Origin of the sequence: Actinomadura sp. 6N118 (genome assembly GCF_044326415.1) — a bacterium.
Classification (GTDB): domain Bacteria; phylum Actinomycetota; class Actinomycetes; order Streptosporangiales; family Streptosporangiaceae; genus Spirillospora.
This window is the reverse complement of record NZ_JBIRAZ010000021.1, coordinates 131,087-156,458: the sequence shown is the minus strand read 5'-3', so window position 1 is coordinate 156,458 and position 25,372 is coordinate 131,087. Positions and strand designations below refer to the sequence as shown.

At 68.2% G+C, this 25,372-nt stretch carries 23 protein-coding genes and 2 pseudogenes; 15 read left to right on the top strand and 10 right to left on the bottom strand.

Translation table 11 applies throughout. The features are described from left to right. Positions 1-59 precede the first annotated feature (59 nt). Positions 60-965: an AraC family transcriptional regulator gene (locus ACH34W_RS41420; RefSeq protein WP_395966673.1), complete on the top strand. Its 906-nt coding sequence runs from the start codon at positions 60-62 to the stop codon at positions 963-965. Positions 966-1,228: 263 nt separating this feature from the next. On the opposite strand, the gene ACH34W_RS41415 is transcribed toward ACH34W_RS41420, so the two are convergent. The 3 genes from ACH34W_RS41415 to ACH34W_RS41405 are packed head-to-tail and all read right to left on the bottom strand — an operon-like array spanning position 1,229 to position 3,941. Continuing rightward, a complete protein-coding gene (locus ACH34W_RS41415) occupies positions 1,229-1,834 on the bottom strand; it encodes a DNA-binding response regulator (protein WP_395966672.1) in 606 nt (201 codons plus the stop codon). Then, positions 1,831-2,994, bottom strand: a complete 1,164-nt coding sequence (locus tag ACH34W_RS41410; RefSeq protein ID WP_395966671.1) for a sensor histidine kinase — start codon at positions 2,992-2,994, stop codon at positions 1,831-1,833. Before ACH34W_RS41410 ends, ACH34W_RS41415 begins: the two co-directional genes overlap by 4 nt. Before the next feature lie 17 nt (positions 2,995-3,011). Then, entirely contained in the window at positions 3,012-3,941 is a 930-nt protein-coding gene (locus tag ACH34W_RS41405) for a hypothetical protein (protein ID WP_395966670.1), read from the bottom strand. A gap of 275 nt (positions 3,942-4,216) precedes the next feature. Here ACH34W_RS41405 and ACH34W_RS41400 point away from each other — a divergent pair, with 275 nt between their 5' ends. Both ACH34W_RS41400 and ACH34W_RS41395 read left to right on the top strand, forming a co-directional pair. Further along, a complete protein-coding gene (locus ACH34W_RS41400; RefSeq protein ID WP_395966669.1) occupies positions 4,217-5,692 on the top strand; it encodes an MFS transporter in 1,476 nt (491 codons plus the stop codon). Between the two features lie 302 nt (positions 5,693-5,994). After that, a complete protein-coding gene (locus tag ACH34W_RS41395; protein WP_395966668.1) occupies positions 5,995-8,034 on the top strand; it encodes an NAD(+) synthase in 2,040 nt (679 codons plus the stop codon). Positions 8,035-8,868: 834 nt separating this feature from the next. Here the strand turns inward: ACH34W_RS41395 and ACH34W_RS41390 are convergent. From ACH34W_RS41390 to ACH34W_RS41380, 3 genes and pseudogenes are all read right to left on the bottom strand, one after another. Beyond that, positions 8,869-9,243: a hypothetical protein gene (locus ACH34W_RS41390; protein WP_395966667.1), complete on the bottom strand. Its 375-nt coding sequence runs from the start codon at positions 9,241-9,243 to the stop codon at positions 8,869-8,871. 207 nt (positions 9,244-9,450) lie between these two features. Continuing rightward, positions 9,451-10,056, bottom strand: a complete 606-nt coding sequence (locus tag ACH34W_RS41385; RefSeq protein WP_395966666.1) for a transposase — start codon at positions 10,054-10,056, stop codon at positions 9,451-9,453. A 53-nt stretch (positions 10,057-10,109) separates the two neighbouring features. Further along, a pseudogene (locus ACH34W_RS41380) lies at positions 10,110-10,448 on the bottom strand (transposase); the annotation flags it as partial. Between ACH34W_RS41380 and ACH34W_RS41375 the strand changes: the two are divergent. Further along, positions 10,420-11,724, top strand: a complete 1,305-nt coding sequence (locus ACH34W_RS41375) for a HEAT repeat domain-containing protein (RefSeq protein ID WP_395966665.1) — start codon at positions 10,420-10,422, stop codon at positions 11,722-11,724. The pseudogene ACH34W_RS41380 and the gene ACH34W_RS41375 sit on opposite strands and share 29 nt — an antisense overlap. Positions 11,725-12,032: 308 nt before the next feature. Here the strand turns inward: ACH34W_RS41375 and ACH34W_RS41370 are convergent, their stop codons facing one another. The 3 genes from ACH34W_RS41370 to ACH34W_RS41360 form a co-directional block, all read right to left on the bottom strand. Then, entirely contained in the window at positions 12,033-12,503 is a 471-nt protein-coding gene (locus ACH34W_RS41370) for a hypothetical protein (protein ID WP_395966664.1), read from the bottom strand. Between the two features lie 6 nt (positions 12,504-12,509). Next, on the bottom strand, positions 12,510-13,181 hold the full coding sequence (locus ACH34W_RS41365) for a DUF6192 family protein (protein WP_395966663.1): 672 nt from the start codon (positions 13,179-13,181) through the stop codon (positions 12,510-12,512). Between the two features lie 733 nt (positions 13,182-13,914). Then, positions 13,915-14,529: a hypothetical protein gene (locus ACH34W_RS41360; protein WP_395966662.1), complete on the bottom strand. Its 615-nt coding sequence runs from the start codon at positions 14,527-14,529 to the stop codon at positions 13,915-13,917. Positions 14,530-14,841: 312 nt separating this feature from the next. Between ACH34W_RS41360 and ACH34W_RS41355 the strand changes: the two genes are divergently transcribed. The 11 genes and pseudogenes from ACH34W_RS41355 to ACH34W_RS41305 all read left to right on the top strand — a co-directional run bounded on the left by ACH34W_RS41355 (position 14,842) and on the right by ACH34W_RS41305 (position 24,579). Then, on the top strand, positions 14,842-15,582 hold the full coding sequence (locus ACH34W_RS41355; protein WP_395966740.1) for a class I SAM-dependent methyltransferase: 741 nt from the start codon (positions 14,842-14,844) through the stop codon (positions 15,580-15,582). A 216-nt stretch (positions 15,583-15,798) separates the two neighbouring features. After that, positions 15,799-16,821: a helix-turn-helix domain-containing protein gene (locus ACH34W_RS41350; protein ID WP_395966661.1), complete on the top strand. Its 1,023-nt coding sequence runs from the start codon at positions 15,799-15,801 to the stop codon at positions 16,819-16,821. A gap of 119 nt (positions 16,822-16,940) precedes the next feature. Next, positions 16,941-18,002 (top strand): methyltransferase, encoded by a 1,062-nt coding sequence (locus tag ACH34W_RS41345; RefSeq protein ID WP_395966660.1) that lies wholly within the window; start codon positions 16,941-16,943, stop codon positions 18,000-18,002. A gap of 257 nt (positions 18,003-18,259) precedes the next feature. Continuing rightward, positions 18,260-18,388, top strand: a pseudogene (locus ACH34W_RS41340) (transposase); the annotation flags it as partial. 200 nt (positions 18,389-18,588) lie between these two features. Beyond that, entirely contained in the window at positions 18,589-19,056 is a 468-nt protein-coding gene (locus ACH34W_RS41335; RefSeq protein ID WP_395966659.1) for a hypothetical protein, read from the top strand. Between the two features lie 155 nt (positions 19,057-19,211). Beyond that, the gene (locus tag ACH34W_RS41330; protein WP_395966658.1) at positions 19,212-19,913 is read left to right on the top strand and encodes a helix-turn-helix domain-containing protein; all 702 of its coding nucleotides are present in this window, start codon (positions 19,212-19,214) and stop codon (positions 19,911-19,913) included. A gap of 60 nt (positions 19,914-19,973) precedes the next feature. After that, positions 19,974-20,528 (top strand): dihydrofolate reductase family protein, encoded by a 555-nt coding sequence (locus ACH34W_RS41325; protein WP_395966657.1) that lies wholly within the window; start codon positions 19,974-19,976, stop codon positions 20,526-20,528. Positions 20,529-20,832: 304 nt separating this feature from the next. Further along, the gene (locus ACH34W_RS41320; RefSeq protein ID WP_395966656.1) at positions 20,833-21,231 is read left to right on the top strand and encodes a helix-turn-helix domain-containing protein; all 399 of its coding nucleotides are present in this window, start codon (positions 20,833-20,835) and stop codon (positions 21,229-21,231) included. Between the two features lie 495 nt (positions 21,232-21,726). After that, positions 21,727-22,533, top strand: a complete 807-nt coding sequence (locus tag ACH34W_RS41315; RefSeq protein ID WP_395966655.1) for a tyrosine-type recombinase/integrase — start codon at positions 21,727-21,729, stop codon at positions 22,531-22,533. After that, a complete protein-coding gene (locus ACH34W_RS41310) occupies positions 22,530-22,853 on the top strand; it encodes a helix-turn-helix domain-containing protein (protein ID WP_395966654.1) in 324 nt (107 codons plus the stop codon). Before ACH34W_RS41315 ends, ACH34W_RS41310 begins: the two co-directional genes overlap by 4 nt. Positions 22,854-23,946: 1,093 nt before the next feature. Beyond that, the gene (locus ACH34W_RS41305) at positions 23,947-24,579 is read left to right on the top strand and encodes a hypothetical protein (protein ID WP_395966653.1); all 633 of its coding nucleotides are present in this window, start codon (positions 23,947-23,949) and stop codon (positions 24,577-24,579) included. A gap of 334 nt (positions 24,580-24,913) precedes the next feature. Here the strand turns inward: ACH34W_RS41305 and ACH34W_RS41300 are convergent, their stop codons facing one another. Then, positions 24,914-25,267 (bottom strand): winged helix-turn-helix transcriptional regulator, encoded by a 354-nt coding sequence (locus ACH34W_RS41300; RefSeq protein ID WP_395966652.1) that lies wholly within the window; start codon positions 25,265-25,267, stop codon positions 24,914-24,916. Positions 25,268-25,372 lie beyond the last annotated feature (105 nt).

Here is a 25,372-nt window from a genome sequence, read left to right as displayed (position 1 = left end):
GACCAATGCCACAGAATCTCGATTTCATATGTAGTCGTCTTCCCAGCTAGCCTTGCCGCGTGGACGTGCTGAGCGACGTGATCGCCGTGATGCGCACCGGCGCGCCCCGGTCGGCGCGAGTGGAGAGGCGCGCGCCGTGGGGCCAGCGGTTCCGCCACGCGCCCGGCACGGCCGGGTTCGAGGTCGTGCTGGCCGGGTCGTACTGGTTGCTCCGCCCCGAGGCCGACCCGATCGCGCTGGGCGCCGGCGACGTGCTGTTCTTCCCGCACGGAGGCGAGTACGGCCTGGCGGACGCCCCCACCACGCCGCTCGCCGATCTTCCGTTCCCGGGGGTGGATGCGGACGGCCCGGCCGCGACCGGGCCGCCGAGCACTGTGGTGCTGTGCGGCGCCTACAAGCTCGGCGCCGACCGTGGGCATCCGCTGCTGGACGACCTGCCCGGCATCGTGCACCTCCCAGCCCAGGTCGGCCGCCAATCCTGCCTGCGCGCTGTTGTCGACCTGCTCGGCGCGGAACTGCAGGAACTCGGCCCGGGCGCCAGCGCGGTCGTGCCGTCACTGCTGGACACGCTGCTGGTCTACATCCTGCGCACCTGGCTGGAGGAGCAGCCCGCCTGCGGCGGGACCGGCGGGTGGGCCGCGGCGCTGGCCGACCCCGCGGTGAGCGCCGCGCTCGACGCTGTCCACGGCGATCCAGCGCGGCCCTGGACGGTCGCAGAGCTGGCGGACCGGGCGGGGCTGTCGCGGGCGGCGTTCGCCCGCCGGTTCAACGCGCTCGTCGGACGGCCGCCGCTGACCTATCTGACCTGGTGGCGGCTGACCACGGCGGCGCGGCTGCTGCGCGAGTCCGACGCGCCACTCGGCGCGGTGGCCGAGCGGGTCGGCTATGGCTCGGAGTACGCCTTCGCCAACGCCTTCAAGCGCGCGTTCGCGGTCGCTCCCGGCCGCTACCGCCGGATGCGCTGACCCGCCAGCGCGCTGGTCGCACGCGACCGCGGGCCGGTGGGGCACTGGGGTCACCTCCACGGCGCCCACCTTGGGGGAAGTCCGGTCCACCCAGGAGGTCGGTTCGCGCGCCGAGATCGTCCACCGGCAGCGGGACAGTCCGCGCACCGTTGTGGCGGGCAACCTCCCCGTGGAACGCGACGCCTGGGTCCTCCATCGCGATGACCGCCGGGCCGAGCGCGGTGCCGGAGGCTGCCCGCGCCGCGCTTTCCTCCCAACCGGCGCTAGAGCCAGCCGGCGTGGCGGGCGATGCGGATCGCGTCGATCCGGTTCCGGCCACCGACCTTGCTGATCGCGTTGGACAGGTAGTTGCGCACGGTCGCGGGTGAGAGGCAGAGTTGCGTGGCGATCTCGTCGGTGGGGATCCCGTTCTCGGCCGCTCGCAGCACGTCGGCCTCACGGCCGGTCAAAGGGCTCGTCCCTGTTTCGAGCGCGGCGGCCACCAGCTCGGGATCGATGACCCGTTCGCCCGCCGCCACCCGGCGCACGCCCTCCGCCAGCGTCTCGGCGGGCGCGTCCTTGACGATGAATCCCCGCACGTGCACCTTGAGGGCGCGCAGCAGGTTGCCCGGCTGGCTCAGCCCGGTGAGCACCAGCGTGCGGCAGCCGGGCAACTGCTCGCTCAGCTGCCCGGCGGCGCTGAGCCCGTCCAGTCCCGGCATGTCGATGTCGAGGACCGCCACGTCCGGCCGGGTCCGGAGCGCCGCCTCCAGCACCAGGTCTCCGCGGTCCAACTCCGCGACGACCTCCATGTCCTCCTCCAACGTCAGCAGCGCCACCAGCGCCCCGCGGATCATGTGCTTGTCCTCGGCGATCAGCACCTTGATCATTCGCTCTCCTCCGGAACCTCGACGCACAGCCGGAACCCGCCCCCCGGGGTCACCGAGGCGGAGACCGTCCCGGCCACGGCCCGTGCCCGTTCCCTCAGCCCGGTCAGCCCGCTGCCCGGCGCCGACGCGGCCCGGACCCCGTCGTTGGTGATCTCCAGTCGTACCGCTCCGTCTCGCCGCCTGATCGCTATCTCGCAGGTGCTCGCCTCGCTGTGCCGCAGCACGTTGGTGACCCCCTCGCGGAGTGCCCAGGCCAGCACCGCCTCGGCCTTCGGGGGGAGTTCCCCCAGTTCGTGCTGGATCTGCGCGTCGATGCTCGCGGCGCGCAGCAGGGCGGCCGCGCCCTCGGTCTCGGTGCGCAGCGAAACGGCGTGCTCCTCCCGGGTGACCGTCCGAACGTCCCGCAGGGCCTCCTGCGCCACCGCGACGATGCTCTTCATCTCCGCCTCGGCGGCCGGTGGATCCCGGTCCAGCAGCTTCAGGGCCAGGTCGCCCTTGAGGGAGATGGCGGAGAGGCTCTGGCCGAGCAGGTCGTGCAGGTCACGGGAGACCCGCAGCCGTTCCCGGCCGATCGCCAGTTCGGCCAGCTCGGTCCGCGCGTTGTGGAGTTCCTGGACGACCTGGACCAGCCGTGCCGAGCCGTACAGGCTGGCCGCCATCAACGCCAGCACGATCGGCCAGTAGACGAACCCGTTGATCAGCGTGAAGGCGGAACCGACCGGCCAAGCCGCCTTGAGGATCCCAGCGGTCGCGGCGGTCCCCGCTAGCGGTGCGACGATCGCTCCGATGGCAGGCCACTTGGGCAGCACCATCGGCGCCGACGCGATCAGCAGCACCTGGGTGGGCACCCAGTTCCACGTGTACACGGGCATCGGCCCGTACACCAGAACGGCCAGCGCCAGCAGGGTCAGCACACCGTAGGGCGGTCGTACGCCGCGGGCGACCGCGAGGCTGTGATGCAGCTGCAGCGCACCGAGCGCGAGGAACGCCAGCACGGCCATGGGGACCGACACGCTGGGCGTGGGCAGGCCAGGAGTGCCGAAGACGATGAAGACCGGAGAGATCGCGACAATGGGGACGTGGGCAGCGACCAGTACCCAACGGGCCCTGCGCATGTTCCAGGAGCGGCTCTGGCTCATCCGCTGGTCACCTTGGCTCATCCGCTGGTCACCTTGGCTCATCCGCTGGTCACCTCGGCGGTCAGCGTCCCGTCCCGGTCGATCACCTTGATCACGCAGTGCCGGGCGTTCTGGTTCTCCAGCAACTGCGACAGGCCGCAGCGCAGCTCGGCCCGGAGGGCGTCCGGCACCTCACCGTCGAGGCCTTCCGGCAGAACGAGGTTCGTCTCGATGCCCGCCGCCGATAACAGGGTCGCCGCCGTCTCCAGCTCGGCCCGCAGCGTGACCTCCTGATATCGGGTGACCATCCGGCGTACCTCGGCCAGCGTGCGCCGCGAGTCCTCGACCAGTGTGGCGAGTTCGCGCCGTTGACCCTTGGCCACCAGGCCCTCCAGCGCCGGGCCGACCGACTGCCTCAGCTGCCCGTCGATGCGCAGGCGTTCCCGCACCACGGCCTCGTCGGCGAGGGATCGGCGGGCATTCTCCAGCTGCCGGACCGCGCCGATCAGGAAGATCGGGACCGACAGCGACGTGCCGTAGACCAGTACGGCCAGGGTGAAGTAGACCGCCCATTCCGGCTGGTCGAAGGCGTAGATCGCGGCAGGGGCCGGCACCGCTGCCAGCGCCGCGTACGTGAGGAACGACCACGGCGCCCGGATCACGATCAGGATCAGACCGGCGAGCGGGCAGAGTGCGCCTAACCAGCCGACCCCGATGAACGGCATCGCGCCGAAGACGAGGGCTGCGACCGCGAGGAGTCCCCAGGCCTGCTTGGGCGTACGGTCACCGCGCGCCTTCGACCGGACGATCCACACCTGAAGGGGCAGATAGCAGGCGGTGACGACAGCGGCCTCCTCGGTGTGACCGGGGAAGGAAGGGTGCGTCGCGACCCGATGCAGGTTGAGTAAGGGGAGTAACACGCTGTAGGCGACCGCGCCAGCGGTCGCGACCTGGATGAACCGGCTGGACTGCCGGTGCTCTTCGACCACGCGCGCGACCCCCGACCGAAGACCGGAAAGAAAGGAGAGACGGCCGGATTGCCGGAGCACCACTGTATTGACCATGAATGTGCTGGACTAGCCCTTCTGCGGCGAAACAATCAGTGTCCGCGCCGCAGAACGGCCACACCAGATGCATTCGTCCCCTTTCGGTGATGACGTTCATCACTGATGTTCGTCACCGAAGGCTGAGGACATCGGCATCTGCCACGCGGCGGCGCACGCCTGGAAACTCCTGTCATCGTCAATTGATCCAGGAGGGCGCCTTGACCGCTCTAGCCAACGAGAAGGCCACAGCCGACGAGAAGGCCGTCGTTGACGCGCCGACCGTGCCCCGGCGCTGGCTTGGCCTGTTCGCGATCCTCACCGCGACGCTCATGAACCTGCTCGACGCGAGCATCGTCAACGTGGCGCTGCCCGTGATCCGTACCGACCTGGGCGGCTCGTACGCGACCCTGCAGTGGATCGCCGCGAGCTACACCCTGGTCCTGGCGATGGGCCTCCTGACCGGCGGCCGCCTCGGTGACATGTACGGCCGTTACCGCATGCTGATGTACGGCCTGGCCGGCTTTCTCGCCGCATCGGTGCTGTGCGGCATCGCCTGGTCGCCCGGGTCGCTGGTCACAGGCCGGGTGCTGCAAGCGCTGTTCGCCGCGCTCATGGTGCCGCAGTGCTTCGGCCTGATCCGTGACCTTTTCCCCGGCGAGGAGCAGGCGAAGGCCTGGGGTGTGTTCGGCCCTTCCATCGGCCTGGCCTCCATCCTCGGCCCGGTCATGGCCGGTCTGCTGATCAAGGCGGACCTCTTCGGCTCCGGCTGGCGCATGATCTTCCTGATCAACCTGGTGCTCGGCGCGTTCACGCTGGTCGCGGGCCGCAGGTCGCTGCCGCGAGCCGGGGGCGACCGTACGGGCGGGCTCGACCTGGTCGGTACAGGCCTGGCCGGGCTGGCCATGGCACTGCTGGTCTACCCGCTCATCCAGGGCCGTGAGCACGGCTGGCCGGCCTGGACCTTCCTGATGCTCGCCGCCTCGGTCGTGGTGTTCGTCGTCTTCGCATGGCAGCAGGTGCACCGCAAGGCCGCGGGCGCGGCTCCACTGATCGAGCTCAGCGTGTTCGCCCGCCGCTCGTACACCTCGGGGGTCCTGTTCGTCATCGTCTTCCTCGGCGCGCTCATGGGCTTCTCGCTGGCTGTCGGCCTGATGCTCCAACTGGGCCTGCACTACAGCCCGATCGGTGCCAGCCTGGCCATGGCGCCCTGGGCGATCGGCGCGTTCGCCGGTTCCGCGGTGGGGGCCATGGCGCCCCAGCTCGGCCGTAAGAGCCTGCACATCGGCCTCACGATCATGGCGGTCGGCACGGTCGGGCTCCTGCTGGTGTTCGACACCTCCGGCATCGGCCTCGGCAGCTGGAATCTGCTGGTCCCCCTGCTCATCTGCGGCATCGGCATGGGAATGATCTTCGTCCCGATGTACGACATCATCATGGGCGAGATCCAGGATCACGAGGTCGGCACCGCCGCCGGCGCGCTGGAGTCGTTCCAGCAGCTCGGCGCGGCCCTCGGCGTCGCCGCCCTCGGAACCGTCTTCTTCGACCGCTTCACCGACCCGGCCCGTGATCTCACCGCCCTCAAGCAGGGCGCCCTGGCCGCCGCCGAACAGGTCACCCTGATCAGCCTCGGGCTCTTCGCCTTGGCCTTCCTGGTCGGCTTCCTCCTCCCCAGAAAGGCCCGCCAGTCCCACTGATTCCTCCTCAGGAAGGCCCGCCAGGCCCACTGAACCCACTTGTGAAAGGCCTGCACGATCACGCTGCCGTGATAGTGCAGGCCTTCACCGTCCACCTCGACGGGTTGCGGATCACCTCGTAGAGGCGGACGCGGCATGATCACAGGCCCACGGCCTGGCCCAGCGCGGCGTAGGGCCGAGTGGCGTCCTCCATGTCTCATCTGCAATCTTTCCCAGAGGCCGTAACAGATTCGGCTTCTGATCTGGATGGGAAGGACTCGCATAACCAGCGAGCGCCACACGCCGCACGCCCCGGAGACCCTGTGAACTTCTGGTCGATCTATCAACACGGCTTCGCGCGGGTCGCCGCGTGCACCGGTCATGCCGCGATCGCCGACCCGCCCGCCAACGCGGAGGCCGTGCTGCGGCAAGGGCGCCGATGTGCGCAGGAGGGCGTCGCCGTCGCGGTCTTCCCGGAAATGTGCCTGACCGGCTATTCGATTGAGGACCTCCTCCTGCAGGACGCGCTGCTCGACGAGGTCGAGGAGGCGGTCGAGACCGTGGTGGCCGGGTCGGCGGAGCTGATGACGGTGCTCGTCGTCGGCGCCCCGCTGCGCCATCGCCACCGGATCTACAACTGCGCGGTGATCGTGCATCGCGGCAAGATCCTCGGCATCACGCCCAAGTCCTACATTCCGTACTACCGGGAGCTCTACGAGCGGAGGCAGATCGCCTCGGGCGACGACGAGCGCGGCGGAACGATCCGCATCGGCGACGCAACCGTGCCGTTCGGCGTCGACCTGCTCTTCGCCGCGCAGGACGTCCCCGGACTGGTGCTGCACGTGGAGATCTGCGAGGACATGTGGATGCCGGTGCCGCCGAGCGCCGAGGCCGCGCTGGCCGGCGCGACCGTCCTCGCCAACCTCTCGGGCAGCCCGATCACGGTCGGCCGGGCTGAGGACCGGCGGCTGCTGTGCCGCTCGGCGTCCGCGCGCTGCCTCGCCGCCTACATCTATGCCGCGGCCGGGCAGGGCGAGTCGACCACCGACTTGTCCTGGGACGGCCAGACCATGATTTATGAGAACGGCGCGCTGCTGGCCGAGACCGATCGATTTCCGCTCGACGACCAATGCGCGGTGGCGGACGTGGACCTCGACCTGCTCCGGCAAGAACGGCGGCGGATCGGTACGTTCGACGACAACCGCCGCACCCACGCCGCGCGCACCGGAGCCTTCCGCCAGGTGGACTTCGTCCTCGACCCGCCAGCCGCAGACCTCGGGCTGCGTCGCCGGGTCGAGCGGTTCCCGTTCGTACCAGCCGACCCCGAACGCCTCGCCCTGGACTGCTACGAGGCGTACAACATCCAGGTCGCCGGCCTCCATCAGCGGCTGGCGGCGATCGGCGGCCCGAAGGTCGTCATCGGGGTGTCCGGCGGCCTCGACTCCACGCACGCACTGATCGTCGCCGCTCGGGCGATGGACCGCGCCGGACGCCCGCGCAGCGACATCCTGGGCTTCACGCTGCCCGGCTTCGCGACCAGCGAGCACACCAAGGCCAACGCCCACAGGCTGATGCGCGCCCTAAACGTCACTGCGGCCGAACTCGACATCACCCCGACCGCACAGCTCATGCTCAAGGAGCTCGATCACCCGTTCTCCTCCGGCGAGGCGGCGTACGACATCACGTTCGAGAACGTGCAGGCCGGGCTGCGCACCGACTACCTGTTCCGGCTGGCCAACCAGCACGGGGGCATCGTGCTCGGCACCGGTGACCTGTCCGAGCTGGCGCTCGGCTGGTGCACGTACGGCGTCGGCGACCAGATGAGCCACTACAACGTGAACTCCGGCGTGCCGAAGACGCTCGTCCAGCACCTGATCCGGTGGGTCATCAGCAGCGGGCAGTTCGACGAGGAAGCCAACCGGACGCTGGCCGCGATCCTCGACACGGAGATCAGCCCGGAGCTCGTGCCCGGCGAGGAGATGCAGTCGACCGAGTCCATGATCGGCCCGTACGCGCTGCACGACTTCACCCTCTTCCACGTACTGCGCCACGGCTTCCGGCCGTCGAAGATCGCCTTCCTGGCCTGGCACGCCTGGCACGACCGGGACGCAGGCGCCTGGCCAGCCAACTTCCCCGAGCCCGAGCGGGCGGCCTACGACCTGCCGGAGATCTGGCACTGGCTGGAGGTCTTCTGCCGCCGCTTCTTCGCGTTCGCGCAGTTCAAGCGTTCAGCCATGCCGAACGGCCCGAAGGTTTCGGCCGGCGGCTCCCTCTCACCGCGCGGCGACTGGCGCGCCCCATCCGACAGCACAGCCCAAGCCTGGCTACGCGACCTAGCCCGCTGGGACATGCCCAGCCGTTAGGGAATCCGAGTCCCCGGGCCTGGAAGACACCGACTACGGATCCAGCCAGGCCGGCCGCCGTCCTGCACGGACGGTCAATCGCCGTGCCTTCGACGCCAATGACTCCGTCCCGTTCCAGTCAGAACGATGGGGAAAGCCTCAGAAGTCCTGGAGGCATACGTCGACAGGAGGTTCACATGAATGACCTCGGAACGAAGTTGGCGGTCATCGCGAGTATGGGCGGGGCGCTGACGGTGTTCGCGGCCGGGCAATCCTCGGCGACCGCTCTCAGCCCGGCGTCCGCTACGGACGCCACAACGGCACACACGCCCCCCGCCACCAGTGCACTCACCGCAAAGCAGGACCTCGCCACAACCGCGAGGGCGTCGTCAGCGCAGCAGCAATGGTGCGTTGTGGCCAGGACCAAGGGAAGTGCACCTTATCGCTACCGGCCAAACACAACCAGCAAGGTCCAAGGCCGCCTGTTGAAAGGAAAGTGGTACGCCTTCGACAGTTATCACAAGAGGTGGTTGCACCTGCGAGACTTCAACCCGGGAGGATGGGTGCACAGGAGTCACCTGGGCAGGCTGCGTAATTGCTAGCCAGCCTCAATTTTCCGTGAGGTCGGCCGGGGCGGGTAACGACCCGGCCGACCGGCATTTCCAGGGATGGGACCTGACCTCGGGCGGCGGCATGCGGTCGGTGTCGATGGGGCGGCCGGGCCAGGACAAGTGCCGCCTGAACGTCCCGGCCCCTGGTTGCGCACTCCGGAGGGTCATGTGTCTGGGTTCTCGGTGAGTGGGTGTTGAACAACCGTTGATCTTGGCTCCTGGGTGGTGACTTGCGGTGGCGGGGTCAGGAGCGGTAGCGGCGGGAGGCGGTGTCGGCGCTGACTTCGAGGACGGCTGCGATTTCGTCCCAGGTGGCGCCTGCAGCACGGTCGGTGGCGACTGCCTCGGCCAGGACGGCGCGGGCCTGGGCGAGCAGGGGAAGGGCGGCGGCGGTGTAGCCGGCGATGGGGCCCGGGTTTCCAGCCCGTCTGTTGGGAAATGGGCGCGAGGTCTTCTTCGCGGGTGTCCAGGGCGAGTTTCCCAGCTGCCTGTGCGAGATGTTCGGCTTGGTCTCGTAGGTAGGTGCCTGCGGTGTTTGGCGGTGCTGGTCTGCCGTTCGTGGAGGCGGGTGACGGGCCGCCAGCGCTTGGCGAGGCCGCGCCGGAACGCCCACCGGCATGGGGCGGAGCAGAACTTGCGTGGTCGTCCGCCGCGCGGGCCGGGTTCGGACAGGGGTTTGCGGCAGTGCAGGCAGGTGTTCTGGGTGGCCATGAGCAGGCTCCCGTGGGCGAGGTTTTGTGGCCGCGGGGATGCGGCCAGGGGTGTCTCGTTTCCGGGGTTCCGAGGCCGGGTGATCCGTAAACCTGCTGGTTTTGAGGTTCTGGGTTCAGGCAGCGGTCTTGGCAGTGGTGGTCCAGGAGGAGGCGGCGGTGCGGGGGCGGGTCAAGCGCCTGCTCATCTGGATGATCGACGACCAGGCGAGCATGGCTTCGCTGACTGGTGGGAGACGTTCGTGGTCACGGATGTTGCGGCGGGCGCGCATCACCCAGGAAAGGCTTCTTTCGACGACCCAGCGACGTGGGAGCAGGACAAAACCCTGGTCGTCTTTCGGGCGGGAGACGGTCTTGAGGGTGAGGTTGAGGAAGGTGCGCGCCCAGTCGACCAGGCCTCCGGCGTAGGCCGAGTCGGCCCAGACGATGGTGATCTCGGGGTGGGTGAGGCGGAGCCGGAACAGCACCTCGCGGGCGACGTCGCGGTCGCTGTAGTGGGCCGGGGTGACCATGACCATCACCTGCAGCCCACCCGAGTCGACCACCAGGTGCCTCTTGCGCCCGTTGATCCGTTTGGGATGGTCCCACCCTCTGGTCCGTTTGCTGACCGTCTCAGATGCTTTGACTGACTGGCTGTCCAGGATGACCGTGACCGCGCCGGGGCTGTAGCCGGCGCGAGTGCGGAGCCGGGCGCGGAGCTGGTCACGGATGGCGGTGACCACCCCGGCTTGGGCCCAACGGCGAAAGCAGGCGTAGATCGTGGCCCAGGGCGGAAATCCGAGGGAAGACCACGCCAGGTGCAGCCCTGGGCGACCACGTAACGGATGGCGTCGACCACGTCGCGGCGGTGATACTTCTCCGGCCTGCCGCCGGTGGGGGTCTGGCAGTGTCGGCGTACTCCTTTGTGTGCAGAGTCGAGTACGGATAAACGTGCAGGAGCGCGGTGCTCAGTCTGGTGAGTTCGTTCCAGCTTGACCACAGGTAGGCAGCAGTGGAGCCGATCACGGTTTCTCGTCCGGTGGCAAGACGGCCGAAGATCCAAAAGGGACCGTGCCGTGGCGCTGATACCCGACACAATCGGGCTGATGGACCCTCTTGCAGGACTCGACGACATCGACTGGGCGGGCCTCCACCACGCCTACGGCTCTGCGGAGGGGATCCCCGCGACGCTGCGGGCGCTGCGATCCCCGTCCTCCGACGAGCGCAAGGAGGCGCGCGACGATCACCTGTGGAACTGCATCTGGCACCAGGGAACCCGCTATCCGGCGAGCGCCGCGGCGGTGCCCTTCCTGGTCGCCCTGGCGGCGGATCCGGCCACGCCCGACCGCGAGGAGATCGTCTTTCTGCTCATGATGCTGTCCGTCGGCCACCCAGACCAAATGCTGCCGCACGGTGTCGACATCGCCGCCTGGCGCACCGACCTCCGGGAACGGCGCGCGATGTCGCCCGAGGATTGGGAACGTCGGCTCGACGCCTGGGTGGAGAAGGCGCCGAACGATTTTCAGCGCACACGCCGCACATGGCTGCGCAAGGACCGGGATCCGGAGGTCGAACTGCGCAACGTGGAGATCGAGCTGGCCGTCTACGACGCCGTTCTGGCGGGCGTACCGGCGCTGCGGCCGCTGCTGGAGTCCCCCGACAGTGGCCTGCGTACCTGGACCGCCGCCCTGCTGGGCCTGTTCCCAGAGGAGGCGGCCGCCTCGATCCCGGCCCTGAGTGCGCGCCTGGAGGCCGAGACCGACCCGCACCCGCTCAGCAACGTGATCACCGCGCTCGGCATGCTCGGGCACCGGCCGGCGATCCCGCGCATCCGCACGTTCCTGTCCGGTGACCGTCCCGTGCACCGGCTCGTTGCGGCCACAGCGCTCGTGGGCCTGGGAGAGGTGGACGAGACCGTGATCGGACAGCTCACCGTCTCCTCCGTCTGGGCGAACCTGGGCCACACCGAGGACTCCTTTCGTACTCTCGCCACCTCGGGCTCGCCCGAGGCGACCACGCGATTCCTGCTGCGCGCCGAAGCCGATCCGGCCGTGTTCGATCGAGCCCTGGACCGGCTGCGCACCGGCCCGGTGACGCAGACGCGGCTGATGGTCGGGGCGGCGCTGACATTCGCCTTCGGCATCCTTGACCTGGCCGACTACTCGATCTACGCGTCCGCTCCGTTCCTGGCCGGCATCCGGATCCCCTATGACGAGGAGGAACGCTCGGCAGGCGAGGAACTCGAACCCTTCGAGGACCTCGACGACCGACAACGCCAAGCCGTCCGGGCACTCGCCGACCTGCCCCCCGACGCCTGGGACGACGCAGTGATCGAGACCATGCTCCGGGCATGGGGCGTCCCCGACGACCCGGCGAGCCTACGGCGCTACCTCACAGCCACAGAGCAGTGACCGCCGACGATCACAGCCTTCAGCCACGGGACCATGACCACCGCCACGCCTCGGAACGGGCGAGCAGCCGACCGTGATAATCAACAACACCCGGCAGACTTCAAGATCACAACGCTCGGATCGCAGCTGACACCCTGATCGCCTCTGCACATTTACCTGTACCGGGTTCTGTACTGGAACCCGTACGCCGACAGGCAGGCCGGTGGCGGCAGGAGCCGCTCCAGCACGGCCCACTCCGCGACGGTCATGTCGGAGGGGTAACGGCGAGAACGCCCCGAGAGCGGCATCACGTGTCCTTGCTGTCCGATCTATGTTGTCGGAGCCGCCGGTCGGCTTCCGACTGGTGTGGTGCCGTTGGCGAGCATGTCGAGCGTGGAGGCCATGCTGGTGGTCTGGGCCAGGACGAATTTGGCCCACCGGTCGTCGGGGTATCTGAGCGCGTGCGGGGCGATGGTGCCCGACAGCAGCCTGCCGACCCGGGTCAGGGAGGCCTTGAACTGGGCCCGTTCGTAGGCGATCCAGTCGGCGGGGTCGGTGGGAAAGCGGTAGCCGTCTCGCGGCGTCCAGATCAGCGGGGTGAGATGCTCGGTGGCCGCGGTCTCCTTGATCCACAAGATGCCCTTGCGGACCTGGTAGGGCGAAAGCCCGGTCGCGGCGACCAGCTGCTTCAACGACAGCCCGGCGGGACGTGCCTCGACCAGCGCGATCCGGACCCGTTCCCCGCACACGTTCTTGGGCAACTTGCCGGAGCGGCCCTGCCCGCCCTTGGCGAAGGCCATGACCGTTCACTCGCCCTTCAGCAGCGCCGCCAGCCCGGCATCCAGGCTGACCCGGCCGGTGTCGACCGCCGCCTCAATCCACCCGGCCGCCCCGCGGACCCGGTCCAGGTTCGTGTGGATCGTGGCACGCTCCTCATCGGTGAAGTGGTGCTCGCCCAGCGTCGGCACGATCCGGCCCGCCGCCGCGGTGAACGACGCACACGCCCCCACCAGGTCCACGAACTCGCTGGTGTGCGCGATCCGCGCGGCCGCCTTCTTCACCGCCTTCTTCGTCTCCGCCTCGGCCTCGGTGTCGGTGGGCCTGTCCTCCACCCGCTTCTTGGCGGCCGCGCGAGAGCGCTTCGCCTGCGCCGTGTTCACAACGTGCATCGCGGTCTCGTCCCCGACCACGTCCCCGACCACGTCCGGCCGACGCAGCAGCGAGGATGCGACCTGCACCGCTACTTCTTCGTCCTCGACCAGGTCATGCACCCGGTTGACCTTCTCCTGCACCGTCTCCGGCCGGCCCGCCCGCTGCCCCACCGCCCGCTTGGCGGCGTCCTGCGTCCACCGGCAGGTCCCCGACCCCTCATGCAGCGGCGGGTCCGCGAGCTTGGCGAACCGCGTCGCCTCGTCCTGAATCGCCGCGAGCGCCTTGTAGACGGTGTAACCGATCCCGTCCCTGCGGTGCTCCGCCACCAGCCGTGCGGATTCATCGGGGCGATCTCCAAGGCGTTGTCCCCGAGCCGCAGCTGCGCCGCCCCGGCGAGCGCCAACTGCTCCAGCCCGTCGGCGACCAACTCCTCATACCGCTTCCGGCTGACCTTCCCGACTCTCTCCTCCGTGATGGCGCTCATCGCCGACCTCCCTCCAACAGCCCTGAGAAACTCTGCTGGCGGGAAGTCTTCACCTCATCACCCATGGTCACAATGTCCTGGTTAGCGACCTATCGCCATCCGGACATACTGGCACGATCAAGGATCAACGATCCGAAAGGAACACCGTCTCTGTGACGCTGTTCCTTTTCGGCTCTGCGCCGCTTCCACGCCGCCGTCCGGCAAGCGCCCCCGCAGTAGATCGTCCCCACCGGGTGATCCACACCCTCCAGCCACGTCCCACCGCACCCCGCACACGACACCCTCGGCGCCGCACCACCCTTGATCGCCGCGATCCGAGCCCGCGTCCGCAACCGCCACCACCGATGCAACGCACGGCAATCGTCACAGCAGAACACCGCGTCCTTCCGCATCCACCCGGGAAGACGGCCCCCACACGTCGGACAACAGCGCCCATCGGTCACCGACACCCATCCACCATCGCCCCGGGCCGCAGGCGGCCACCAGCCCTCAAACCGCCACAATCCCGCGCTCGCGATCCCCGCCTGGCATCGCCCTAGCGATCTTCAAACGCCGTTCTGGTTCTCAGAAACCACTCAATACCGGCGCTGGAGCCACCACCAACCGGTGCCCAGCCGGGTGCAGCGGTAGTACTCGCCGAAGGTGGCAGTCGTGAGCGTGCAGGGGTCTATTCGGGCGCCGTCGGATCGGTCGTAGACGTAGACGTAGACGTTCTCCGACACCTCCTCAGGCGACATGGGGGCCATGAGGACGCGCCCGGGTGCATCGGGGATGGGCGCGTCTTGGAGCCCGTGCCCGAAGTTCGGGACTGAGAAGTTCCGTCCCCGCACCCAATCGCCGGCATCCGGGTGCAGTTCACCCTGGCGGGCGGCGTCGGCCAGCGCCTGAAACTTCGTGCGATGGGTCGCATACCAGCTCCGCCCGAAGACGCCGTTCCAGGGGACCTGTGTGATGGTGACGACGAGGGCGATCGTCGCGCCGCCCACTCCCCGGGCCCAGGCGCGATGGTGGCGCCGCCAAAGCAGGACCACCCAGACCACGGTCGCGATGATCGCCGCTACGTAGGCGACGACGAGGAAGGCGAGGGCACGGAGGGCGTAGTCGTAGTAACCCCGCCAGGGGAAGTAGTAGCCGACAATGACAAGTAGCCAACCCACCACGCTGATCGCAGCGACGCAAGCCGTTCTCATGGTCGGATCCTGCCGACGAACCACCGCACTCCGGACACGCCACCCTACCGGCCAACGCCGTCCTTGACCGCCGCTATCTGGGCCCGCGTCCGCACCTGCCACCACCGGTGCAGCGCACGGCAGGCATCACTGCAGAACACCGCGTCCCGCCGCATCCACCCCGGCAGAGCGACACCACACGTCGGGCAACGACGCCCGTGGGTCACCGGCACCCAACCCGCCACCAACCCCGTACCCCCCAAACCAAGATCAGAAGTTGTTCAACACCCACTGAGAGACTTCTATGACGAGTTGGCCGGCGACTACCACCTAATGTTCCCGGACTGGGATGCGAGCATGGCGCGCCAGGCCACGGCGCTGGACGGGCTCATCCGTCTGCGTCTGGGGGCAGGACCGCGCATGGTTCTGGACTGTTCCTGCGGTATCGGCACCCAGGCGATCGGGCTTGCCCTGGCCGGATACAAGGTCGTCGGCAGTGACCTGAGCCCCGCCGCCGCCTCCCGCGCCGCTGTCGAAGCCGCAACCCGCGGCACTGGCCTTCGCACCGTCGCGGCGGACATGCGCTCTCTTCCCTTCAGAACATCCACCTTCGACGTCGTCCTGTGTGCTGACAACGCGCTCCCGCATCTGCTGTCCACCCAAGACATCGAGGCAGCCCTCCTCTCCATGCGACGGGTACTCCGGGACGACGGACTCCTGGTGATCACTGTCCGGGACTACGACGAGGCCCGCCGGACCCACCCCACGGCGACACCTCCCCAGGTGTCACAGACCCCCGATGGCCAGGTGATCACCTTCCAGCTGTGGCATTGGCACGAAGACGGCGAGCGCTACGACCTGGAACACTTCCAGCTCCTGCCTGCCGGAAGCGACTGGGACGTCCGCGTTCGCCGTACCACCTACTGGGCGCTGACCCGCCAGCAGCTGACCGATTTCGTGGCCAACGCCAGCTTTACCGGCATCACCTGGCACACCCCAGCCACCAGCGGGTTCTTCCAGCCCGTGCTCACCGCACAGCGTGTCCCCTCCCCACCGCAGCCCCACGGGCAGTGACACACTCCCACCAGCACAGAACAGCCAACGAATCACTGACGCCCGGTAAGCCACACCACCTGGGAGCTGAGTCAAACTGGGGTCGGGGCGGCGAAAAGGTGGCCACCGACATCAGCACCCTGGGCCGACGCGCAACGGGTTGAGCGGTCAGGCGCGGGCCGCCTATCGTCGTAGATCTGACCGCTTCCCACGCGGAGACCAAAGGGGGCTACGGCCGTGGGTACGTCGTTCAGCACCGACGACGTGCAGCACTCAGAGCGGTACGACTACTGGCTGCACATGCACCGGGAAGCCCTGGCCATCGACCTCCGCTTCCCGAACGGTCGACACGATTGGTTCCGCGCCCGCTGCGCCGTCACAGAACTCGGAGCGATGAGCGCGGTCGTCCTCTTCTACGCCGGCGGCCCGGCTCCCAGCATGGGAGAGGCTCACCGCACCCCCACGTTCTGCGGGCAAATGGACGCCTACGAGATCAAGTTCTCGCTCGCCTGCGAACAATTCGTCCTCACCCAAGACGGCCGCCAAGACGACCTGCACCCCGGCGACTTCGCCATCGCCGACCTCACACGGCCCTCCTCAGCGATGGCCGCGGGTCGCCTTCCCAAACACGTCGCCTCCTTCATCGTTCCCCGTACGCTGCTGCCCCTGCCATCGCCCCAGGTCGCCCGCCTCACAGCCGTCCGCATGTCCGGGCAGCACGGACCCGCCGCCCTGGTGTCAACACTGCTGCGGCGCATCACCACCGACGCCGGCACCTACCCGCCCGCCCAAGCGACCCGCATCTGCACCGCGCTCCTGGACCTGGTCGCCGCCACCCTCGCCGGACGCCTCGACCTGTCCGCCGCGCTGCCACCCGAGGTCGAGCGCAGCGCCCTGCTGCACCGCATCTACGCCTACATGCACCGGCACCTGGCCGACCCCGGGCTGACCCCGCGCAAGATCGTGAACGCCCACCACATCTCGCTTCGCCAGCTCCACAAGCTCTTCGAGGACGAGGAACACACCGTCGCCGAATGGATCCGCAGCCAGCGCCTGGACCGCTGCCGCCGCGACCTGACCGACCCCGCCCTGTCCGGCCGCCCAGTCGCCGCCATCTCCGCCCGCTGGGGATTCGGCGATCCCGGCCACTTCAGCCGGCTTTTCCGCACCACCTACGGCATGCCGCCCGGCGAATACCGCCGCCTGCGCACACCACACGCAGACCCTGACGCTTCCTCGCCGCGGCGGGCCCCGGCATAGCCGACCATCCCTGGGTGCGCTCATCTCCAATCACCGTGCACGCGTTCCCAAGGACGAACCGGACCATCCCGGCAAGACTCGCCCCCATCAGCCCCTCCGATCCAGGGCTGGAGGAGATCATGAGACTCGCAGTAATTCCGGACAGTCCCCAAGAGCGCCAGGCCCTTGAGGCAGGGATGGTCCCGACCCCGCTGTTCGAAACCCAGTTCGCCTTCACCCTGGCCCAGGTGGTGATGGTCGCCACACAGCTCGGCGTCTTCGACGCGCTCGCGACCGGGCCCGCCACCGCCGCCGAGGTCGCCGAATGCTGCCAGGCCCACCCGCAGGCCACGGGCAAGCTCCTCCTCGCACTCGCCGGGTCCGGATATGTCCGTACCGATCACAAGACCTACGAGCTGACAGCACAGGCACGGACCTGGCTGGTGCGCGAGAGTCCCCAATCCCTGGCCGACAAAATGGTGTTCCAGTTCCACGAGTGGGACCTGATGGCGCAGGCATCCCAATACGTCCGCACCGGGCAGCCGGTGGAATTCCACGAGCGCATGAACGACCAGCAGTGGGCTGCCTACCAGCGCGGAATGCGTGCGCTGGCGACGGCACCCGCACAGGAGGCTGCGCAACTCATCGCCGTCCCCGCAGCCGCCTCCACGCTGCTGGACATCGGCGGCTCGCACGGCTACTACTCGGTGGCGCTGTGCCGGCGACACCCAGGGCTGCGCGCCGAGGTGCTCGATCTCCCCGAAGCGATCAAGCATGCCGCCCCGCTGCTGGCCGCCGAACAGATGGGCGACCGCATCACCCACCGCGAAGGCGACGCCCTACACGACGATCTCGGCGACGACGCCTACGACGTCGTCCTCCTCATCAGCCTCGCGCACCATCTCACCGCCGAACACAACCGCGCACTTGCCGCACGCGTCGCCCGGGCGTTGCGGCCCGGCGGCGTATTCGCGGTCATGGAGCCCTTCCGCACCGACCCGTCCGGCGGCATCACCCAGCTCGGCGCGCTCACCGACTTCTACTTCGGGCTGACCAGCCGCGCAGGCACCTGGTCGGCCGACGAGATCGCCGAATGGCAACGACACGCCGGCCTGGAACCCGCACCACCAACCGCCCTCACCAGCGCCGACTTCGGCATCCAAACCGCCACCAAACACCTCCACCAGGTCCCGGAACGGTGATGGTCTGCAGCAACCGTGCGCCGTACCCGACGGCCACACATGTCTTCTGGACCGCCATGACCGCCTACGCGCACGCACTGGCGGTGGCCAGGGCAGAGGGCATCACCGCCCTGGCTTGAGCTACTTGGCCGCCCAGAGCCCCGTGACGACCCGACCGCCCATTGGGAGATGCGACACCGATCGCTGCGTAGGACACCGTCGGCGTGGTCGTCTGCAGGAACGGCTGGAACAGGCTGGCGGAGGCGACCGGTGCCCAGATCTGGTCCGGGGTGGACATCGGCAAGCAGCACCACCATTGTGTCGTGATCGACGCTGACGGCAAACGGCTGCTGTCGCGCCGCGTCCTCAACGACGAAGCGGAGCTGCTGGAGTTGGTCGGGGACGTTCTGGACCCGCCTGGCCTCGGGAGAGAAGCCGTATTGCAAGCGGATGGCGACCCTGGCGGTGGTCCACAATGCCGTCCCGTCCCCGCGCCGCCCGCATGATGTGATCAGCGTGGCCGAACGGAGTGGGCAGTGGCCGGCGCGGGCCGGACCGCACGCGACCGGCAAATGGATCTACGGGTCGGTGATCGCCTGCCCATCAGGTGATCGCCACCGCGTTCGACCAGGCCACCGCTCGCGATGGCGCGCACGCCCGGACCTGGGTGGTGCTGGTCGACGGCGACCCGCGCCAGATCCGACTGCTCCAAGCCGAGGCCAAACGCCGCAGCGTGAGCATCCACATCGTGCTCGACCTGATCCACGTCCTGGAGTACTGCTGGCGCGCCGCCCGCTGCCTGCACACCGCCGACGACACCGCGGCCGAACAACACCTCACCAACGCCGACATGTCCGCCGGCGGCTGGGACATGACGGCCCCGTCCATCGGCGGGCACCCCGAATGGATCGACGACGCGCAGTACCCCACCTGCCCCATCTGCGCGCGAGCCATGGACTACATCGGGCTGGAGGAAGCACAGGACCCAGAAGGCGACCCCATCGCCGAAGGCACCACCTACCTATTCCTCGACGCCTCCTGTGGCCTTGCCGCCACGATCTACCAACAGACCTGACAGACACAACGCTCCGCCGCCACCCAGAACGCCCGATGGGTGCGGCTCCCTCAAAGAGAGCCGCACCCATCGGCTCTTGAGAACCGCCCCTGGGACAAGCCCGGCACCATCGCGGTCATCCATGCCAGACTCTCCGCGGGAAGGGGTGGTATCGGATGGGTTTGGAGCTTGAGAGCCGACCTTCCGACTCGCCCTACATCGAACGGGTGTGGCGCAGCCGGAGCGTGGACGTCGGCCAGATGACCTCGGTCGCAATGCCGCTCTGCGACCTGGTCTTCTGGGAGCGGCACGGCCGGATCCGTGCCAGTGTCCAGGGCCCGGAGTCCAAGGCGACCCTGGCGCCGGTCCCGGCGGACGCCACGTTCTTTGGGATCGTCCTCTCGCTCGGCACGGTGATCCCGCATCTGGCGACCGAACGGCTCGTCGACGGCGCCCTGGAAATCCCTGACCTCACCCGCCTGTCGGTCTGGATCAAGGGCTCTGCCTGGCGCCTGCCGACCTACGACAACGCCGAAGGGTTCGTCGACCGGCTGGTGCGTGAGGGCGTCATCGTCCGCGACCCGGTCGTCGCGGCCGTCATGGACGCAAGGCCTCCGGCCATTTCCCAACGCAGCGTCCAGCGGCATTTCGTGGCGTCCACGGGCCTTACCCAAGGCGCCATCCGGCAGATCTATCGCGCCCGCCACGCAGCCGTCCTGCTCGGCGAGGGCATGGCCGCGGTCGAGGTGGTCCACCAACTCGGCTACTTCGACCAGCCGCATCTTTCCAGGTCGCTGAACCGATACATCGGGCTGACCGCCACACGGCTGGCCGCCGCCGACCAGGCGGAGCCGGTGTCGCTTCTGTACAAGACCTGACCTCGCCGGGGCCTCTAGCGTTCCTTTCGCACGCACAGACAAGCAAGCCAGGGAGTCATCATGCGCAAGGTCGTTTCAGCTTTGTTCATCTCGCTCGACGGCGTCGCCGAGGCGCCGGACCAGTGGCAGTTCGATTTCGACGCGGAGATGGGCCAGGAACTCGGCAAGTCGATGGAATCGGCCGACGCGATCCTCCTCGGCCGGGTCACCTACACCGAGTGGGCAGGCTACTGGCCGACCGTGACCGAGGGCGAGGACGCGGGCTTCGCCAACTGGATCAACAACTCGCCCAAGTACGTCGTCTCCTCCACCCTGGACAATGCCGACCACTGGGCCAACAGCACCCTGCTCACCGGCGACCTCGCCGCCGAGATCGACAAGCTCAAGGCCACCGAGGGCAAGGACATCACCGTCGCCGGCAGCCCCGGCCTGGTCAGGTCCCTCATCGAGGGGGACCTCCTGGACGAGCTCGTGCTCCTCATCCACCCGGTCGTCGCCGGTGGCGGCCGCAAGAAGCTCTTCGCCGACGACGCCACCCTCACCAAGCTCGAACTGGTCACCGCCAAGCCCACCAGCAGCGGCGTCGTCATCGCCACCTACCGGCCCGTTCGCTGAACCCAGACAACGGCGGGCCGCCGCACCACCACCCGACCCGCCTCACCGACCGGCCGTTGAGATCGCCTACGAAGAGGCGAAAGGCTCCCTCCAGGAGAGCTGCACCCATCTTCGATGCTGCCCACGGGCATCGCGCGTGATGCCGCGGTGTCCCGCCCCTAGGTGAGAGGGGCGGGGCACCTTCGCATAAGCACTGGGAAAAAACCGCTGGCCCCGTGCCTAGCCTGGGAGTTGTCGAGACTCCAGGAAGGTACGGGGCCTATGCGTGGGGGTAACACGCTCCCCCCGGCGGCGGGCGGCGCTCATGATCGATGATCTGGCTGGGAAGCCCACCGGCGAGCGGATCAAGATCCTCCGTGAACGCAGGGGCCTCTCGCGGCCAACTCTCGCCGGGCTGGTCGGCATGTCCGCGTCGTGGTTGAAGGACGTTGAACGCGGTCGGCTACTCCCGCCCCGGCTGCCGACCCTGGTCAAGCTGACCGAAGCGCTGGGCCTCGGCGACGTCGCACTCCTGGCAGGCACCGACATGCGCCTGGGTGACGCCGCATCCATCCCGATGGCATCGTTCGCCCGCATCCCGCATGAGGCCGTACCCGCGATCCGCGACGCGCTCCGTTGCTCACCATCCCGGACGGCCCGGTTCACGTCGGGGCACTGGCCGCCAGGACCGCGCACGCGTGGCGCCTGTGGCATGGCTCGGTGACGAAATAGGCAAAGTTGCACTTGTCGCAACATTCGGCGTCACCCGAGGCGGGGCATTCATGCAGGTTAAAGGCTTGTGCTCGGTTGTGGTTGCAGTGTGATCAGTGAATCCACCTGGGCCTCTTGCATCCCGGCGCCCCCATCCCAACAATGTTGCATCTGATGTAACGGAGGCAGGGGTGGGTCGGGTAGTTGATCTGCCGGGTGCGGCGCACCTGGTGCTGGCGGACAATGTGGTTCATCTGGACCCGGCGCCGATGGTGTTCGAGGCGATGTTGGAGGGGTGGGCCCGGCAGCAGCGGACACGGTTCTTGAACTGGGAGGGGACGATCAAGCCGCGGCTGTCATTGGTGCGCCGGTTCGCGTCGTTCACCAACCAGTACCCGTGGGAGTGGCAGCCCGCGGAGGTGGAGGCGTTCTTCGACCATGTCCGGGCGGCGAACCCGAACTTCGCGTCTCGACGGGGCGGCAGTACCAGAACGGGCTGCGGATGTTCATGGACTTCATCTGCGATGCCCGCTACGGATGGTTGTCGACCTGCGTGGAGCGGTTCGGGCAGGCTCCGGTGCAGATCCTGCACGAGTGGAATTCGATCGTGCACGTGACCGACTTCGAGGGCAGGCCGGGACGGCGGCCGCTCACCTACGAGGAGGTTCAGGCCCTGTTCGACGCCGCCGATGGGCTGGTGGAGGACAAGCGGGCCCGCGGCCGCAAGGGCGCGTTGACCGCGTTGCGGGACTCGGCGCTGCTGAAGGCGTTCTACGCCTACGGTGTTCGCCGCCAGGAGATGGTCGGTCTCGACATCGCTGACCTGCGCCGCAACCCGAAGATGCCGCAGTACGGTCGGCTGGGGGCGTTGTTCGTCCGGTACGGCAAGGCCTCCAACGGAAGCCCGCCCAAGCGGCGGACGGTGTTCACCGTTCCGGAGATGGACTGGGTCGTCGATGTGCTGGAGTACTACCTGGCCGAGGTCCGGCCGCGGTTCGAGGTCGGCAGCCATCCCGCGTTGTGGGTGAGTGAGCGGTGCGGCCGGCTGTCCAGGCGCTCTGCCAACGAGGCCTTCGAGAACGCCCGCCAGGCCGCAGAGCTTCCGCTCGAACTGGACCTGCACAGCCTCCGGCACTCGATGATCACGCATCTGGTGGAATTCGATTACCCGGAACGGTTCGTCCAAGATCAGGCAGGTCACGCTCTCGCAGCAACAACCCGCATCTACACACACGTGTCCGACGACTACCGGAACCGGCTGCTGGAACGTTCGTTGCGCGAACGGCACGGCAGCCTGTGGGAGGACCCGAGTTGATCAGAAAGATGGGCTACAAGTGGAATCTGCGCCGACTCATGGCCGCCAAGGACATGTTCCAGACCACCGCCTTGGTCCCGCTTTTGGCCGAGCGTGGAATCCACCTGTCTCGTGAGCAGGTGTTCCGGCTCGTCACCCAGCCACCGCAACGACTGTCGATGGACACCCTCGCAGCGTTGTGCGACATCCTGAGCTGCACTCCCAACGACCTCATCGAAATCGAGGTGGTCAACACCGAGGTCCGCAAGACGGCCGGTGACAGCGGTCCGTCCGCTTCGCCGGTGAGGCGGACCACCGTCCGCCGTCCGCCCCTCACGTGATCACGCCGAAACCGGCGCGACCCGCCCTCCGCCAAAACGTCCTGCAGCAATCCGCTGACCTGGTGGCGGACGGGGTGATGTGCCTGGACAGAGCACCTATTGCGGTGTTGATCCGCCAAGCCGTGGGCGACAGCCCCGCCGCTCTGGGCCGACTGCACCGTCATCTGCAGGCCCATCCGGACTCGCTCACCTGCGGAAACCCTGATGTGCCCGCGGAAGTGATGCGGCTCATCCGGCTCCTAGCCCAAGCCCGCTACACGATGGCGAAGGTTCCCGACTGCGCTCGCTGCGGTCCTCGGGAGAAATCCGGAAGGGCCCAAGCAGCCACAACAGGGCTATGCCCAACGTGCCGTCCGTCGGCTGTGCGCGCAGCAGCCGCTCCAGCAGCGATAGAGATCTGTTCGGCCTGCCAACGGCAACGACGTTGCCTGATGCGTGACGGCGCGTGGATCTGCACGTCCTGCGTCCCCAGACCCGCACGTCCGTGCGCCCGCTGCGGGCAGCAACGCGTGGTCCAGGCGAACTGGCCGGCCGGGCCAGTCTGCTCAACCTGCTATCACTCAGCCATCTACAACCCGCAGCCCTGCTCCCAATGCGGCCGGCGCCGCCCTCTGATCGGCAACGACCAAGACCAGCGGATCTGCGGCCCCTGCGCCGGTGACCCCAACATCTATCCCTGCCGGGAATGCGGGCAGTCCGGCGACACCTACACTCGAGGGCGCTGCGCACGGTGCGTCCTGCGAGAACGAATCAACGCCCTGCTCGCCGGACCCGACAGCATCGTCAGCGATCAGCTCAGGCCCCTGGCCGAGGCCATTGCCGCGGTCGACAGCCCTAGAGTTGCCCTGTGGTGGCTCCGCCGCCGCGGAGCCGAACTGCTGACCGATCTCACCGCCGACGGGGAACCGATCACTCATCAGGTCCTCGACGGATATCCGCCGGGCCCCACGATCGACTTCCTGCGGTCGTCCATGACCGCCGTCGGGGCGCTCCCTGATCGAGACGACCGGCTGGAGCGGATCGTTCCCTGGCTTGACATCCTGCTTGCCGGACAGCCTCTCCCACGGGCCCACCTGATCCGAACCTACGCGCAGTGGCACGTCCTTCCCCGTGCCCGCCGCATAGCCCGCAGGCCGACCACGACATCCAGCTCCAGCTACCTGCGAACAAAGATCAGGCAGGCACTGGAATTCGTGACCTGGGTCGACGAACGATCCGGCTCGATCAACGAGTCGCCGGGGCCCTGGTACTCCTCTACGGCAACCCGCTCAGCCGGACCGCCCAGCTCACCGCCGATCACATCCAGCAGCGCCCAGATGGCTGCTACCTGCACCTGGACTCATCCCACCCCATCCGACTCCCACCCACACTCGCCAGCCTTGTCCTCCGCCTCCGCGACACAGCGACTCCCGGCTCACCGCTCGGCAGAGTCGTCGCAGCCAAGAAGAACTGGCTGTTCCCTTCCACCCTGCCCGCAGCGCACGCCGGCACCGGCCACCTGTCCACACGCCTCAACGCCTACGGCATCCAAGCACGCTCAGCACGAGTCACGGCTCTGATGTCCCTGGCCGCCGAACTGCCCGCAGCGATCCTCGCCGACCTTCTCGGCCTGCACATCAACACCGCCGTCACCTGGACCAAGCTCGCCGGGCGAGACTGGCTCGACTACGTCGCCACCCGGTTCTCTGGCCCATCCAGCACCGGAATACCTCAGCAGACGAAATAAATGACCACCAGTAGGCGGCGGATTGGTCATGAACGGCGACCTGATCGGCGGTATGGCGCCCGAGACGATCGGCAAGCACCGCCCGTTCCTCTGTTCTCGCGGCCACGGCCTGCTCGCCGACTCTGCGGTCCTCGTCGGGTGGAGTCCGTGCCAATGTCCGCCAGCGCTGCAGTTCCACCGAGGCCACCGCACCTATCAGCGCCCTGGTCTGCCGAAAGGCGCCGAAGCCAAAGACGTTCATCACCTACCTGCCGCCGCATGCAGGTCGCGGCCACCCCGGGCGCTGAGCCGAGCTGTATCCATCGCCAGACAGGCGCCTGTTAGGTCTCGGTCCCTACGAGGATGCGTCATGCCGACGCTGTGCGGCGATCACGTCGGTGGTGTGCGATCCGATCCATGCCAGCAGCCCCCGCAGTGATGCGGCGAGCCCTTGGCCGAGCGGCGTCAGGGAGTAGAAGACCTTGGGGGGCACGGAGGGCTCGACCCGGCGGTCCACCAGACCGTCGCGGACGAGTTCGCGGAGGTTCTGCGACAGCATCTTCTCGCTGATCCCGCCGATCCGATCCCGCAGGAGATAGAAGCGCAGGGGACCGTCGTGGAGCGCGGCCAAGATCAGCATGCCCCACCTGCTGGTCACGTGGGTGAACACGGCCCGGCCCGGACAGTCGCTGTTGAACACGTCACTCATCGGGTCGGGTAGACCCCGCGTTTCCTGGTCTCCTACGTGCATGGCAGGGAGCTTACTTCAAAGTACGTCCTTACCTATGGTAAGTCCCATTCCTAGAGTGAGCCC